General features: G+C 67.4%; 11 protein-coding genes. 5 read left to right on the top strand and 6 right to left on the bottom strand.

What is annotated here, in order from left to right; translation table 11 throughout:
* Positions 1-5: 5 nt before the first annotated feature.
* Together AC1RHV_RS06610 and prfB are read right to left on the bottom strand one after the other, a co-directional pair.
* On the bottom strand, positions 6-761 hold the full coding sequence (locus AC1RHV_RS06610) for an SDR family oxidoreductase (RefSeq protein WP_119451232.1): 756 nt from the start codon (positions 759-761) through the stop codon (positions 6-8).
* Between the two features lie 41 nt (positions 762-802).
* Positions 803-1,907 (bottom strand): peptide chain release factor 2 gene (prfB, locus tag AC1RHV_RS06605; protein WP_119451233.1). Its coding sequence is split into 2 segments (ribosomal slippage): positions 803-1,825 and positions 1,827-1,907, totalling 1,104 coding nucleotides; the frame shifts between segments, so codons are not numbered across the junction.
* A 257-nt stretch (positions 1,908-2,164) separates the two neighbouring features.
* Here prfB and AC1RHV_RS06600 point away from each other — a divergent pair.
* Positions 2,165-3,475, top strand: coding sequence for an MFS transporter (locus AC1RHV_RS06600; protein WP_125470689.1), 1,311 nt, complete (start codon positions 2,165-2,167; stop codon positions 3,473-3,475).
* Between the two features lie 92 nt (positions 3,476-3,567).
* Here AC1RHV_RS06600 and recJ read toward each other — a convergent pair whose 3' ends face one another.
* Together recJ and AC1RHV_RS06590 are read right to left on the bottom strand one after the other, a co-directional pair.
* On the bottom strand, positions 3,568-5,268 hold the full coding sequence (gene recJ, locus AC1RHV_RS06595; protein WP_119451235.1) for a single-stranded-DNA-specific exonuclease RecJ: 1,701 nt from the start codon (positions 5,266-5,268) through the stop codon (positions 3,568-3,570).
* Complete coding sequence (locus AC1RHV_RS06590; RefSeq protein ID WP_492300149.1) at positions 5,250-6,194, bottom strand: hypothetical protein; 945 nt, start codon at positions 6,192-6,194, stop codon at positions 5,250-5,252. Before AC1RHV_RS06590 ends, recJ begins: the two co-directional genes overlap by 19 nt.
* 178 nt (positions 6,195-6,372) lie before the next feature.
* Here AC1RHV_RS06590 and AC1RHV_RS06585 point away from each other — a divergent pair, with 178 nt between their 5' ends.
* From AC1RHV_RS06585 to AC1RHV_RS06575, 3 genes are read left to right on the top strand one after another with little or no spacing between them, the layout of a single operon-like run.
* A complete protein-coding gene (locus AC1RHV_RS06585) occupies positions 6,373-7,605 on the top strand; it encodes a lipoprotein-releasing ABC transporter permease subunit (protein ID WP_233564600.1) in 1,233 nt (410 codons plus the stop codon).
* Positions 7,598-8,287, top strand: a complete 690-nt coding sequence (locus AC1RHV_RS06580; RefSeq protein WP_119451237.1) for an ABC transporter ATP-binding protein — start codon at positions 7,598-7,600, stop codon at positions 8,285-8,287. Before AC1RHV_RS06585 ends, AC1RHV_RS06580 begins: the two co-directional genes overlap by 8 nt.
* Positions 8,288-8,326: 39 nt before the next feature.
* The gene (locus AC1RHV_RS06575) at positions 8,327-9,145 is read left to right on the top strand and encodes a TatD family hydrolase (protein ID WP_054456160.1); all 819 of its coding nucleotides are present in this window, start codon (positions 8,327-8,329) and stop codon (positions 9,143-9,145) included.
* Between the two features lie 12 nt (positions 9,146-9,157).
* Here AC1RHV_RS06575 and AC1RHV_RS06570 read toward each other — a convergent pair whose 3' ends face one another.
* On the bottom strand, positions 9,158-10,549 hold the full coding sequence (locus AC1RHV_RS06570) for a sensor histidine kinase (protein WP_054456162.1): 1,392 nt from the start codon (positions 10,547-10,549) through the stop codon (positions 9,158-9,160).
* On the bottom strand, positions 10,549-11,262 hold the full coding sequence (locus tag AC1RHV_RS06565; protein ID WP_054456165.1) for a response regulator transcription factor: 714 nt from the start codon (positions 11,260-11,262) through the stop codon (positions 10,549-10,551). Before AC1RHV_RS06565 ends, AC1RHV_RS06570 begins: the two co-directional genes overlap by 1 nt.
* A 212-nt stretch (positions 11,263-11,474) precedes the next feature.
* Between AC1RHV_RS06565 and AC1RHV_RS06560 the strand changes: the two genes are divergently transcribed.
* Positions 11,475-13,493 (top strand): ligand-gated channel protein, encoded by a 2,019-nt coding sequence (locus tag AC1RHV_RS06560; protein ID WP_119451239.1) that lies wholly within the window; start codon positions 11,475-11,477, stop codon positions 13,491-13,493.
* Positions 13,494-13,532 lie beyond the last annotated feature (39 nt).

Raw genomic sequence — 13,532 nt, 5'->3', positions numbered from 1 at the left:
GGGAATCAGTCGTAATTGCGGATGTCGTCGATCTCGGTCGTGCCGAAATCTTCGCGATCCAGGTAGGCGAGGATGCGGGAGGCCACGTTGGCGGGCGAGGACAGCTTGCCGGTCGCGTGGAACTCCTGGAACTTGGCCAGCGCCGGGAAGCTTTCCGGATCGCTGGAACGGATGGCGACCTGCATGTCGGTGTCGACGATGCCGGGGGCCAGCGCGACGATGCGCGCGCCGTCGGCGCCTTGCTCGGCCTTGACCACGCGCGAGTACATGTCGAGCGCGGCCTTGGTGGCGCAGTAGACGCCCCAGCCGGCGTTCGGGTTGCGGCCCGCGCCGGAGGAGATGTTGAGCACGCGGCGGTCGGCCTTGAGGTCTTCGACCGCGGCCAGGAAGCGTGCGGTGAGCAGCATGACGGCGCTGACGTTCAGGTTGAAGGCGGCGGTGATGGCCGCGCCGTCGACCAGCGCGTCGGTGCCGGCAATGGGGTGCACCGTGCCGGCGTTGTTGATCAGCAGATAGCGGCTGGCATCGCGCGGCAGCGACGCGCAGATGCGCTGCGCCGCCGCTTCAACGGCGTTCAGGTCCGAGAGGTCCACGGACAGCTGTTCCAGCTGCGCATCCTGCGAACGCGCATAGGCGGCCAGCTCGGGATCTTCCCGGCGCGCCAGGGTGATCAGGCGGGTGCCCGGTTTGGCCAGGCCGCGCGCCATGGCGGCGCCGATGCCGCGCGATGCGCCGGTGAGAATTGCAATGGTGTCGGACATTCGTGAACCTCTGGATGCGTTGAGGGGGAGTATCGCGAAACTTAGATGCCTTGCTTCAGGCTGGCCTGGATGAAGGGATCCAGGTCGCCGTCCAGCACTTTCTGCGTGTTGGAAATTTCAACGTTGGTGCGCAGGTCCTTGATGCGGCTCTGGTCCAGCACATAGGAACGGATCTGATGGCCCCAGCCCACGTCGGTCTTGGAGTCTTCCAGCTTCTGCTGCTCGGCCATGCGGTTGCGCATCTCGAGTTCGTAGAGCTTGGACTTCAGCATCTGCATGGCTTCGGCGCGGTTGCGGTGCTGCGAACGGTCGTTCTGGCACTGCACCACGATGCCGGTGGGCATGTGGGTCAGACGCACCGCCGAGTCGGTCTTGTTGATGTGCTGGCCGCCCGCGCCGGACGCGCGGTAGGTGTCCACGCGCAGGTCGGCGGGGTTCACTTCGACTTCGAAGGATTCGTCGACTTCCGGGTAGACGAAGACGCTGGCGAACGAGGTGTGGCGGCCGCCCGAGGAGTCGAACGGGCTCTTGCGCACCAGGCGGTGCACGCCGGTTTCGGTGCGCAGGTAGCCGAAGGCGTACTCGCCTTCGATCTTGATGGTGGCGGACTTCAGGCCCGCCACGTCGCCTTCGGATTCTTCCAGCACTTCGGCCTTGAAGCCCTTGCGCTCGGCGTACTTCAGGTACTGGCGCAGCAGCATGGAGGCCCAGTCCTGCGCTTCCGTGCCGCCGGCGCCGGCCTGGATGTCCAGGAAGCAATTCAGCGGATCGGCCGGATTGGAGAACATGCGGCGGAATTCCAGCGCTTCCAGCTTTTCCTGGAAGGCGTCGGCGTCCTGCTCGATGGATTCGAGGGTGGCGTCGTCGTCGTCGGAGGCGGCCATTTCGAACAGTTCGTTCGAGTCGGACAGGCCTGTGCCCAGCGCCGTGAGCGTTTCCACCACGTCTTCGAGGGCTTTCTTTTCACGGCCCAGGTCCTGGGCGTGCTTGGGGTCGTTCCAGACCGCCGGATCTTCCAGCTCGGCGTTTACGACTTGCAGGCGTTCAGCTTTGGCATCGTAGTCAAAGATACCTCCGTAGAGCCTGTTCGCGCTCCGCGTAATCGGCGAGGCGGGCTGCGAGCTGGTTCTGACGTTCGGCTTCCATGATGATCCTGTCCTGATGACTTTTGTGCGAAACCAAACATTTTACCGTGCTTGGGCCAAGTGCGCGGCCGCGTTGGCGGGAAGGGGGACGGATCGCGAGCAGGCGGTTTCCCGGCGTGGGCCCCAAGTTGTTCAGTTTTTTGTCAAGTCAGGGGTTCTAGGCTGCGTATAAGCGGTCCAGCCGTTCCTGATCGGGATGACCGGGCCGTAAAGGCGCCGGCGCAGCCGGCCTATCCCGATAGAGGAATGGAGACATAGATGGAAAATGCGATGGCCCCCGGGGTTTCGCCGGCGATCCCGGCGTCTGAGGAAGACCGGATCTACCGCAAGGTAGGCTGGCGGCTGGTGCCGCTGCTGGTGGTTTGCTACGTCGTGGCCTACCTGGACCGCGTGAACGTGGGTTTTGCCAAGCTGCAGATGCTGCAGGAGCTTCAGTTCAGCGAGACCGTGTACGGGCTGGGCGCGGGCATCTTCTTCATCGGCTACTTCATTTTCGAAATTCCCAGCAACATCATCCTGCACAAGGTGGGGGCGCGGATCTGGATCGCACGCATCATGATCACCTGGGGGATCATCTCCGCCTGCATGATGTTCGTGACCAGCGTGCACATGTTCTACATCCTGCGCTTCCTGCTGGGCGCGGCCGAGGCCGGATTCTTTCCGGGCATCATCCTGTACCTGACCTACTGGTACCCCGCGGCGCGGCGCGGCCGCATCACGACCTTCTTCATGACCGCGGTGCCCATGTCCGGGCTGATCGGCGGGCCGATCTCCGGCTGGATCATGAGCACGTTCCATGGCGACCATGGCCTGTCGGGCTGGCAATGGCTGTTCCTGCTGGAGGGCATACCGTCGGTGCTGATCGGCGTGCTGGTGCTGATTTATCTGGATGACCGCATCAATAAGGCCAAATGGCTGACCGCCACGGAAAAGGCGGTGCTGATCCGCAATATCGCGGCCGAGGAACAGCAGAAGGAAGACCCGCCGATCCGCGCCGCGCTGGCCAAGCCGCGCGTCTGGGCGATGTCGCTGATCTACTTCTCGTTCGTGATGGGGCTTTACGGCGTGGGCTTCTGGATGCCGACCCTGATCAAGGGCACAGGGGTGCAGAGCCCGCTGGCCATCGGTCTGCTGACGGCGGTTCCCAACCTGTTCGCCGTGATCGGCATGATCCTGATTTCGCGCAACTCGGACCGCCACCGCGAACGCCGCTGGCACGTCGCGCTGCCCGCGCTGTTTGGCGCGCTGGGCCTGCTGTTGTCGGCGGTCTGGAGCGGCAATACCGTGCTGGCGATCGCTGCGCTGACGGTGGCGAACATCGGCATCTGCACGGTGCTGCCGCTGTTCTGGAGCCTGCCCACCGCCTTGCTCGGCGGCACGGCGGCCGCGGCCGGCATCGCGCTCATCAATTCGGTGGGTAATCTGGCGGGTTTCGTCAGCCCGTACCTGGTGGGTTGGCTGAAGGACATGACCGGCACCACCAATACCGGCCTCTACATGCTGTCGGGCTGCCTGGTGGTGGGGGCGCTGGTGGCCCTGGCGCAGCCGGCGAAGCTGGTGAACAAGTAGGAGGGAGCGCGCGGCCTGAGACGAGAGTTCAGGCGCCCGCCGCGCGCAACCCTACGCGGGTCGCGGCGGGCTCGCCTACATGGCGGGCCTTGTTAGCCCGCGTGCTCGATCACCAACTGCACCGACACCATCCCGTTCCACACGTTCTGCTCCAGCCGGTATGCCGCCTGGATGTGTTCGGGCAGCGACTGGTCGTGGCCGAACCAGATCGCGTCGAAGCGCTGGTGGCCGCGCTCCAGCGATAGTTTCAGGTGCTTTTCCCCAACCAGGCGCTGGTTGCGCACCACGAACTCGTCCAGGAACAGCGGCGCGGCGAAGCCGGCGCCCCAGACCTGCTGCTGCAGCATGCCGGCCACGTCGGCGTTGGCGTAGCCGGTGTCCAGCGAGCCGTCGGTCTCGATCACCGGCTCGAAGGTGTCGCGGCCCGTCAGCTCGCGCACGGCGGCGTCGAACGCGGGGGCGAAGGCCGCGAAGTCGTTGCGGCCCAGCGTCAGGCCGGCCGCCATGGCGTGGCCGCCGAACTTGCGGATCAGGTTGGGATGGCGCTTGGACACCAGGTCCAGCGCGTCGCGCAGGTGCACGTCGGGAATGGAGCGGCCGGAGCCGCGGATTTCATCGTCGCCGGCGGGCGCGAAGGCCAGCGTGGGGCGCCAGAATTTTTCCTTCAGGCGCGAGGCCACCAGGCCTACCACGCCTTGGTGCCAGCCCGGATCGAACACGCAGACCGTAGCGCCGGCGGCAGCGTTCGGCTCTTCCATGGCGGCCAGCGCCTGTTCGCGCATTTCGGCTTCGATGGTGCGGCGCTCGCGGTTGATGTTGTCGAGCTCGCGGGCCATTTCCAGCGCCTGCGCCTCGTCGTCGGTGGTCAGGCAGGCGATGCCCAGGCTCATGTCGGCCAGGCGGCCGGCCGCATTGATGCGCGGGCCGAGCGCAAAGCCCAGGTCGAAGCCATTGGCTGCGCGCGGCTCGCGTCCGGCCACGGCGAACAGCGCGCGCAGCCCGGGTTGCAGGCGGCCTGCGCGCATGCGTTGCAGCCCTTGGGTGACCAGCAGGCGGTTGTTCGCGTCCAGCTTGACCACGTCGGCCACGGTGCCCAGGGCCACCAGGTCGGACAGCGCGTCCAGGCGCGGGCCGCCATCGGCCGCGTAGACGCCGCGGCGGCGCAGTTCGGCGCGCAGCGCCAGCATCATGTAGAAAATGACGCCCACGCCCGCCAGGTTCTTGGACGGAAAGCCGCAGCCCGGCTGGTTCGGGTTGACGATGGCCAGGGCCGCCGGCAGCGTGTCGCCCGGCAAGTGGTGGTCGGTGATCACCACGCCGATGCCGGCCTCATTGGCCGCGGCCACGCCGTCCACGCTGGCGATGCCGTTGTCCACGGTGATGATGATGTCGGGCTTGCCGGCGCGGTGCCGGACCGCCAGCTCGACCACGGCCGGCGACAGGCCGTACCCGGTTTCGAAGCGGTTGGGCACCAGGAAGTCCACGTCGGCGCCCATGGCGGACAGCGCGCGCAGTCCGACCGCGCAGGCGGTGGCGCCGTCGCAATCGTAGTCGGCCACGATCAGCAGCTTCTTGCCTGTCTGGATGGCGTCGGCCAGCACGCCGGCGGCGTGGTCCGAATGCGTCAGGCCGTTGGGCGGCAGCAGCGACTTCCAGGCGAGCTGGGTCTGATCGGGATGGGTGACGCCGCGGGCGGCCCACAGACGGGCCAGCAGCGGGTGGATGCCCGAGGCTTCCAGGATGCGGCAGGCTTGCAGGTCGGGCGTGCGGACGGTTAAGCGGGGTGAGACCACCAGGCGCTCCAGTTTTTCTTGGGCGCGGGCAGCAAGCCGAGCAGGCCCCCGCGCGGTTTCAGGGTGAGGGCGACCTTGCGGTCGTCGCCCAGCAGCAGCAGTTCGGCGGGCGCGGCCGGCAGGCCTTGCTTGCCGGCCAGCGGGCGCAGATGCTGTGCGTCCAGCGCGGCCAGGGCGTCCAGCCAGGCGGCCCAGTCGCCGGCCCGCTGGGGGGCGTCCAGGTTGCTGTAAACCTGCGCCGGGGCCGGCTGGGACTGCGTCCAAGGTTTGCCGCCGCCATACAGCCACAGCGCATTGACCGGAGGCAGGCCGCGCGCCGCGCGGGCGTCGTTGACCGGGTGTTCGTGCCAGGCCATCTGTATTTCATTGAGCAGCCGGCGCCACGGGCGCGCTTCCGCGTCCTGGCGCCACCAGTCGTTCAGGCGCTGTCCGGCCACGGCCAGCGGGCTGGCGGTCTGCGGCCGCAGGCCCTCCGGCAGGCGCAGGCGCCAGCGTTCGGGCGAGAGCGCTTGGACCTCGAAGCCCGTGCCTTCGAACAGGGGGCGGGCGGTCTCCAGCAGAGCAGCCGTTTCCTCGGCGCGCAGTTCCATCAGGCCGGGGTCCAGCAAGGCGGCCTGGTCCGTGCCCAGCGCCAGGTGGACCAGTTCGGCCAGCCAGACGGGGCCATCGCCGCCGGTTTGGGCGCCGGCCAGCAGCGGACCCAGTCCGGCGCCGGGCGGCAGGTCCGCTTCGGGGACGTAGCCGGCGCGGGCCAACTGCCAGGCTTCGTAGGGCGTACAGCCTTGGGCGCGCACGTCATGGGCCTGGGGCCGGGCGGCGCCGGCCTGGAGCCAGCCGTGCAGCGTGGGCGCGCGTTCGGGCAAGAGCTTGGCCAGTTCAGCGGCGACGGGAAGGGCGGGCAGGGCGCCCGGAATGACGATCAGCATGGGCGCGATTGTAGTCCGCGCGGGCCGCGGGAACTAAGCGGCGTCCGCCACTGCCATAGCTTGAAACGCCTGGTCTCGGAACCGCACATCCGCGGGGCGGAATACAGGCGGTTAATGCCATAATGCGCTCGTGCTGAAAATACCCTACGAACTATGGATAGGCGCCCGCTATGCCGGGTTGGCCCGAATCCGCCAGCGACGCGGCCGCCGCGATCGCTTCATCTCCTTCATCGCCGCCAGTTCCATGGCGGGCATCGCGCTGGGCGTTGCCGCCCTGATCGTGGTGCTGTCCGTGATGAACGGCTTCCAGAAGGAAGTGCGCGACCGCATGTTGTCGGTGCTGCCGCACATCGAACTCTACATCCCCGGCGCGGCGCCGGAGCGGGTGCTGGAGAGATGGCAGGAGTTCGCTTCCGCCGCCGAGAAGAATCCCGCCGTCAAGGCCGGCGCTCCGTTCGTGGCGGCGCAGGGAATGCTGGTGCGCGGGCAGGCCTTGCGCGGCGTGCAGGTGCGCGGCATCGATCCGCAGACCGAAGGCAATGTGTCGGACCTGCCGCGCCAGATGGTGTCGGGCAAGCTCGCCGACCTGAAGCCCGGCAGCTTCGGCGTGGTGCTGGGCAATGAACTGGCCGACGGCATGGGCGTCAAGCTGGGCGACACGCTCCTGATGATGGCGCCGCAAGGCTCGATCAGCCCGGCGGGCTTCACGCCGCGCATGCGCCAGTTCACCGTGGTGGGCGTGTTCTCGTCCGGCCACTACGAATACGATTCTTCGCTGGCCTTCGTCGACGACGAGGACGCCGCCCGCGTGTTCCGCGACAGCGGCACCGCCGGCGTGCGCCTGCGCATCGCCGACATGCAGCGCGCGCCGGAAGTGGCGGCCGAATTGCAGAAGGTGCTGCCGCCCTACATGATGGCCAGCGACTGGTCGCGCAACAACCGCACCTGGTTCGCGGCGGTGAAGACCGAAAAGCGCATGATGTTCCTGATCCTGGCGCTGATCGTGGCCGTGGCCGCGTTCAACCTGCTGTCGTCCCTGGTCATGGCCGTGAAGGACAAGCAGTCCGACATCGCCATCCTGCGCACGCTGGGCGCGGGACCGCGAGAAATCGCCCGCATCTTCCTGGTGCAAGGGGCGCTGATCGGCGTGATCGGCACGCTGCTGGGGGTCGCGGGCGGCATCCTCATTGCCTATAACGTGGACGTGATCGTGCCGTTCATCGAAGGTCTGCTGGGCGTGCATTTCCTGCCGCGCGAAATCTATTTCATCAGCGCCTTGCCGTCGGATCCGCAGATGGGCGACATCGTCACCATCGGCGTGACCTCCCTGGTGCTGTCGCTGCTGGCGACCCTGTACCCCAGCTGGCGCGCCTCGCGCCTGCAACCCGCACAGGTGCTGCGCCATGACTGACATGCTGACTCCCGCGCTGCAGGCCGACAACATCGTCAAGGTCTACGACGAAGGCCCTGCGCGCATCGAAGTGCTGAGCAACGTCAGCCTGACCGTGGCGCGCGGCGAAATGGTCGCCATCGTCGGCGCCTCCGGCTCCGGCAAGAGCACGCTGCTGCATATCCTGGGCCTGCTGGACGTGCCCACCAGCGGCTCGGTTTCGGTGGACGGCCAGCTTGCCGTCGGGCTGTCCGAGGCCCGCAAGAGCGCCGTGCGCAACCGCAGCCTGGGTTTCGTCTACCAGTTCCACCACCTGCTGCCGGAGTTCTCGGCGCTGGACAACGTGGCGATGCCGCTGATCGTGCGCCGTGAAAGCCGCGACAAGGCGCGGCAAGCCGCGCACGAGGTCCTGGGCATGGTGGGCCTGGCCGCGCGCGAAGGTCACTTCCCGGGCCAGCTGTCCGGCGGCGAACGGCAGCGCGTGGCGCTGGCGCGCGCCCTGGTCACGCGGCCCGTCTGCGTGCTGGCCGACGAGCCCACCGGCAACCTGGACCGCCACACGGCGCACAATATGTTCGAACTGCTGACGCGGGTGAACCAGGAGTCCGGCACGGCGTTCGCCATCGTCACGCACGACCCGGAACTGGCCGCCCGCGCCGACCGCCAGCTGCTCATGGAAAACGGCCGCCTGGTTTCGGGTTAAGGCGCGCCGGGGGATAATCCGGGCAAGGAGGTCGCGCCCATGCTGATCGATACCCATTGCCACCTGGATGCCGCCGAGTTCGACGCCGACCGCGAGCAAGTCGCCGACGGCGCCTGCCAGGCAGGCGTGCAGTCCATTGTGATTCCAGCGGTCGAACGCGCCAATTTTTCCGCGGTGCGCGAGCTGGCCGGCAAGACGGCCGGCGGCGCCTATGCGCTGGGCATCCATCCGCTATACGTCCAGCGCGCCAGCGACGCCGATCTGGAAGCGCTGCGCGCTGCCGTCAAGGATGCGCTGGGCGATCCTCGCTTCGTCGCCATCGGCGAGATCGGCCTGGATTTCTTCGTTCCCGAAATAGCCTCCGGCGAACCGCGCGAGCGCCAGGAGCGCTTCTACGCTGCGCAACTGGCGCTGGCTGCCGAGTTCGGCCTGCCGGTGCTGCTGCACGTGCGCAAGTCGCAGGACATCCTCTTGAAGTACCTGCGCCGCCATCCGCGCATCGGCGGCATTGCGCACGCCTTCAACGGCAGCGCGCAGCAGGCGCAGGCATTCATAGACCAGGGATTCGCGCTGGGCCTGGGCGGCGCCATGACCTATGAGCGCGCCTTGCAGATACGCCGCCATGCGGTAGACGTGGACCTGGCGCACCTGGTGCTGGAAACCGATGCGCCGGACATCCCTCCGGCCTGGCTGCATCCGCCGCATCGGCGCAATGCGCCTGCCGAACTGGTCCGCATCGCGGCCACGTTGGCGGAATTGCGTGGCATCACGCCGGCGCAGGTGGCCCATGCCACCACCGCCAACGCCATGCGGGTATTGCCGCGGCTGCCGGCCGCGATCCTGGCCGACGCCGACTGATCGACCCTGGCTTCAGCCGTTCAGGCGCGGCAGTTCCAGCCGCACGCTCAGCCCCTGTGGCGAAATATTGCGGGCCGACATCCTGCCCTTGTGCGCGGCCACGGCGGCCTGGGCAATCGACAGGCCCAGTCCGGCGCCGCTGCCCGGCTTGCGCGCGCCCGAGGCGGTGCGATAGAAGGGCTCGAACAGCGATTGCAGCTCTTCGGCGGCCACGCCGGGCCCATGATCCTCGATCTCCAGGCAGGCTTCGTGCGCGTTCGACAGCAGGCGCACGCGGATCGCGCTGTGCGCGGGCGCAAAGCGCAGGGCGTTGCGCAGTACGTTCTCGATGGCGCTGGCCAGGCTGCAGCGGTCGCCGACCAGGGGCACGGGCGCATGCTGGCTCCACTCTATGCGGATCTGCCGGCCGCCAGCCTCAAAGCGTGCGTCCTCGACGACGTCGGACACGAGTTCGGCCAGGTCCAGGGTGTCAGTAGGCACGGGCAGGGCGCCCAGGCGCGCAAGCCGCAAGGTGTTGCCGACCAGCGCGTCCAGGCGTTCGCATTCGAGTTCGATGCGGTCCAGCTGCAGATCCTGGCGCTCGTCCTTGCGCCGCGCGAGCTCCGCCGCCAGCCGCAGCCGTGCAAGCGGCGAACGCAGTTCGTGTGCGATGTTGTGCAGCAGCTGTTCGCGCGTGTCGACCAGCGCCTTCAGCCGGTCGGCCATGGCGTCGAAGTCGCGCGCAAGCTGGCCCAGTTCGTCCTTGCGGCGGGCCAGCTTGGCGGGCGTGTGCGCATCCAGCCGCCCCGCGGACAGGGCATGCGTGGTCTGGCGCAACTGCGCCAAGGGCGCCGTCACGTGGCGGCTCAGGGCCCAGCAGAACGGTGCGGTCACCGCCAGCGCGAACAGCACCAGGGCCAGCGCCACGGGCGACAGGGCCAGCACTTCCCAATGCGATGAATCGAACGGCAGGAACAGCAGCAGCAGTTGCGAACCATCGGGCAAGACCAGCTTTTGCGGTTCCCACCAGGAAACGCGCTCGCCGGTGGGGTCGGCGGGAAGGTAGTCGGCTTTCGGCGAACGGTCCGGCCCGGCGCGGAAATCGCTCAGCCAGTCTTCCATGCGGGCGGGCAGCCGCCGGCCCAGGATGTCCTTGTCCTGGGCGTCCATGACGTAGATCTTCAGCGCCGAGTAGCGCCGGTCCATGGCTTCGACCCAGCGTTCCAGGCCATCCACGCCCTCGCTGCGGGCGATCTGCGCAGCATCGCGCGTGAGATTGCCGGGATTCAGGCCATCCAGGGAATTGAAGCGGTACCAGGCGACCGCGGCCGTCAGCACCATGCCGCAGACCAGGATGACGGCCATCGCACCCCAGAAGGTCAGGAAGGCGCGTCCGAATAGCGAGCGGGTGGGCAGCCAGGCCATCAGTCAGCGCCCGCCAGCACGTAACCCAGGCCGCGCAGGTTGCGGATCGCCAAGGTCTCGGCGCCGCCGTCGCTGCGCAGCTTCTTGCGCAGCGAGCTGATGTGGGTGTCGATGCTGCGGTCGTAGCGGTCCGGCTTGCGGCCCAGCGCGTACAGGCCGATCTGGTCGCGCGCGACCACTTGGCCGGGCGTGCGCATGAGGATTTCCAGGATGCGCTGTTCGGCGCCGGTCAGCGGGATTTCGCTATCGCCCATCCGCAGCACGCCGGTGGCGGCGTCCAGCGACACTGCGCCCAGCGCCAGGGCGGGGCGGGCCGTGTCCGGCACTTCCTCGAAACGGCGCAGCACGGCCGTGATGCGGGCCTTGAGTTCGCGCGGACTGAAGGGCTTGGCCAGGTAATCGTCGGCGCCGAACTCCAGGCCCAGCACGCGGTCCGTCTCGCCGCCGTGGGCGGTGAACATGATGACCGGCCGGCGCGAGCGCTGGCGGTATTGCTTCAGCAGATCCAGCCCGTTGCCGTCGGGCAGCATCAGGTCCAGCAGCACCAGGTCGTAGTCGTCCTGAGCCAACAGGGCCAGGCCCTGCGTGCCGCTATGCGCCAGGGTGAGCTGGCAGTGACCGGGTTCCAGGTACTCGCGCAGCATCTGCGCAAGCTCGACATCGTCGTCAATCAGCAGGATGCGGCGAGTCGCCGGTGCGTGGGAAAAAGGCATGCGTGTCGTCGGTTCTGCATCCGGCAGTTTGGCTTATGGCCGCGGGCCGGAGTGTCAAGAAGTTCAAAGAAGATAAAAGTTGCGGAAAGCGTGTTGCTGGCTCCCGGCAGGTCCAATTCTAATATGAGAATGGTTTTCATTAATAAATACGGGGCAGGACGGACGCCGCACGCGGGGTGGGGCGCGGGCCTGGGACGGGAGAAACTGGAATCATGAGCAGCAAAGAATTGGTCGCCGGCCGGCGCGGTCCGGGTTCGCGCACGCAGTTGGCGGCAGCCCTGTGCGCAGCGGGTTTCGGCGTGGCGCAGCCCGCGTGGGCGCAGAGCGCCGACACCGCAAAGACGCTGGATACCGTGGTGGTGACGGCCTCGGGTTATGAACAGCAGATCCAGGATGCGCCGGCATCGATCAGCGTGATCACCCGCGAGGACCTGGACAAGAAGTTCTACCGCGACATCAACGACGCGCTGGTGGACGTGCCAGGCGTGATCGTCACCGGCGGCGGCGACCGCCAGGACATCAGCCTGCGTGGCATGGGCCCCAAGTACACGCTGATCCTGATCGACGGCAAGCGCCAGAACTCGCGCGAGACCCGCACCAACTCGGACTCCACGGGCGTCGAAGGCGGCTGGACCCCGCCGCTTTCCGCCATCGAGCGCATCGAGGTGGTGCGCGGCCCCATGTCCTCGCTGTACGGCTCGGACGCCATGGGCGGGGTGATCAACATCATCACGCGCAAGGTGCCTTCTGAGTGGGGCGGCGAGATCCGCCTGGACACCACCATCCAGGAAAGCAACAAGTCGGGCGACATCTACCAGGGCAACTTCTACCTGTCCGGCCCGATCAAGACGGACCTGCTGGGCCTGCAGATCTACGGCCAGGCCACGCAGCGCGACGAAGACGACATCGTCGACGGCTTCCGCAAGCGCAACTCGGAAAGCGTCACGGCCAAGCTGGCGCTGACGCCCAACCGCGACCACGACATCGTGCTGGAAGCGACCACCATGCGCCAGAAGCTGCACGAAACGCTGGGCAAGACGGTCGAGCCGCTGCCGCCCGGCCAGGCTTGCGGGCGCAATGGTTGCCCGGCCTCGTCCGATACCGACTACCGCAGCAACAAGTGGGCGCTGTCGCATACCGGACGCTGGGGCTGGGGCGTGTCGGACAGCTATGTGCAGCAGGAAGAGTTCGACAACCGCTCGCGCCAGATGAAGATCAAGAACCTGGACATCCAGACGAGCTGGACCTTGCCCCTGGGTTCGCACATGCTGACCCTGGGCGGCAGCTACCTGAGCCAGCGCTTGAACGACCAGACCGGCAACCAGCTGGCCAACGGCCCCAGCAAGGTGGACCGCTACCAGTGGGCCTTGTTCGCCGAAGACGAATGGCGCCTGACCGAGACCTTCGCCGTCACCACCGGCCTGCGCATGGACGAAGACGAGAACTTCGGCACGCACTTCAGCCCGCGCCTGTACGGCGTCTGGCACATGGCCGACCGCTGGACCCTGAAGGGCGGCGTGTCCACCGGTTTCCGCGCGCCCGACCTGCGCCAGACGGTGGCGGGCTGGGGCCAGGTCAGCCGCGGCGGCAATATGTACGGCAACCCGGACCTGACGCCCGAGAAGTCGGTGACCGAGGAAATCGGCATCCTGTATGACGACGGCGAAGGCTTCAACGCCGGCCTGACGATCTTCAACAACGACTTCAAGGACAAGATCACCCGCGTGGCTTGCCCGGCGACCCAGTGCACGGACGGCCCGAACCAGTTCGGCTCGGACCCGACCACCTACATGAACGTGGACAAGGCCAATTCGCGCGGCGTGGAAGCCAACCTGAAGCTGCCGCTGTCGCGCGACTGGTCCCTGACCAGCAGCTACACCTTCACCAAGTCGGAGCAGAAGTCGGGCCAGTACAAGGGCCAGCCGCTGAACCAACTGCCCAAGCACCTGTTCACCACCACGGTGAACTGGCAGGCCTCGGACGCGCTGCAGGCATGGGCGCGCCTGAACTACCGCGGCAAGGAAAGCCAGCCCATCACCGGCCCCTCGTCCTCGTCGGTGGTCGCGCCTTCCTACACGTTCGTGGATCTGGGCGGTTCGTACCAGGTGAACAAGACGGTGGCGGTGTACGCCGGCATCTACAACCTGTTCGACAAGCAGGTCACGTACGACGACTACGGTTACGTCGAGGACGGCCGCCGCTACTGGCTGGGCGTGGGCGTCAAGTTCTGAGTTTGAAAGGGCGCCTGGCGCCCGCAACATGAAGAGGTA

The sequence above is a fragment of the Achromobacter sp. GW823-FHT04E03 genome (genome assembly GCF_058796095.1).
This window is presented reverse-complemented; position numbering and strand designations above follow the sequence as displayed.

What these genes read in the sequence shown, in the direction of transcription:
- AC1RHV_RS06610 (WP_119451232.1), bottom strand. Translation starts at nt 761, where the DNA reads ATGTCCGACACCATTGCAATTCTCACCGGCGCATCGCGCGGCATCGGC.
- AC1RHV_RS06600 (WP_125470689.1), top strand. Translation starts at nt 2,165, where the DNA reads ATGGAAAATGCGATGGCCCCCGGGGTTTCGCCGGCGATCCCGGCGTCT.
- AC1RHV_RS06590 (WP_492300149.1), bottom strand. Translation starts at nt 6,194, where the DNA reads ATGCTGATCGTCATTCCGGGCGCCCTGCCCGCCCTTCCCGTCGCCGCT.
- AC1RHV_RS06580 (WP_119451237.1), top strand. Translation starts at nt 7,598, where the DNA reads ATGACTGACATGCTGACTCCCGCGCTGCAGGCCGACAACATCGTCAAG.
- AC1RHV_RS06575 (WP_054456160.1), top strand. Translation starts at nt 8,327, where the DNA reads ATGCTGATCGATACCCATTGCCACCTGGATGCCGCCGAGTTCGACGCC.
- AC1RHV_RS06570 (WP_054456162.1), bottom strand. Translation starts at nt 10,549, where the DNA reads ATGGCCTGGCTGCCCACCCGCTCGCTATTCGGACGCGCCTTCCTGACC.
- AC1RHV_RS06565 (WP_054456165.1), bottom strand. Translation starts at nt 11,262, where the DNA reads ATGCCTTTTTCCCACGCACCGGCGACTCGCCGCATCCTGCTGATTGAC.
- AC1RHV_RS06560 (WP_119451239.1), top strand. Translation starts at nt 11,475, where the DNA reads ATGAGCAGCAAAGAATTGGTCGCCGGCCGGCGCGGTCCGGGTTCGCGC.